Below are 832 nucleotides of genomic sequence, written 5' to 3'. Positions count from 1 at the left end.
TACTGTTATTGTGTGAGTACTTTGTGAGATAACTAAACCAGAAACATTACTTGTTTCCGTAATGGTTAAAATGATAGTTTCATTATCAAAATCATCTGAATCAGGATTGATATTAATAGAAATGTTTTGAGAACCATTTCCTGTAAAAGAAAGTGATGCTGTGTTTAATGTGTAATCTGAAACTTCTGCAGTTCCAGTTACAGCTACAGAAACATCTATTTGATCTGAACCATAATTAGAAACGGTTACAGGTACCAATACTTCAAAAGTAGCATTTGTTTCTGTTTCTGCACTTGTTGCAGCATCAAAACCAATAACTGGGTCAGAAGTAGCTAATGTTCCATTAATAACGATATCATCAACAGCAAATTCTTCACTACCTGAATCCGCTTTTACAGACAATCTTACATCTAATGAACTTCCTGTTCCTACGATAGAGCCTGTAATAGTTTCCATCGCAAGTCCTAGCGTTACTACACCATTAGTAGGAAACTGATTAAAACCAGTTGCAACTGTAAATGAAGTAATATCAACATAACCTGCCCCGTCTATATTTACTGATAATGTTATGAAATCATTAGAATCAAAACCTGATGTTGCTCCAAGTTTTACTGAAAAAGTCAAATCCGTATAACCCGTGATGTTTAAACCAGACCAAGTTAATGTTTGTGTTGAGGCAGTTCCATCACCATCCAAATCTTCTCCTACTAGGAAGTTTCCATTATTTCCAGTGAAACTTGGAATTCCTGAAGGTTGAGAGCCTGCACCAAAATTATCAGTAGACCCGACAGGGTCATAAATTCCAAAGTAATCACTTGATCCATCTGAATAG

The 832-nt window shown here is 35.6% G+C and carries 1 protein-coding gene; it reads right to left on the bottom strand.

Annotation, left to right across the window (positions count from 1 at the left end):
- The coding region (locus tag IU405_RS00405; protein ID WP_197436687.1) for a hypothetical protein at positions 1-832 on the bottom strand (832 nt) is incomplete at both ends.

Origin of the sequence: Polaribacter sp. BAL334 (assembly GCF_015767435.1) — a bacterium.
Classification (GTDB): Bacteria; Bacteroidota; Bacteroidia; order Flavobacteriales; family Flavobacteriaceae; genus Polaribacter.
The sequence above is the reverse complement of the archived record's forward strand: the minus strand, read 5'-3'. Positions and strand labels throughout refer to the sequence as shown.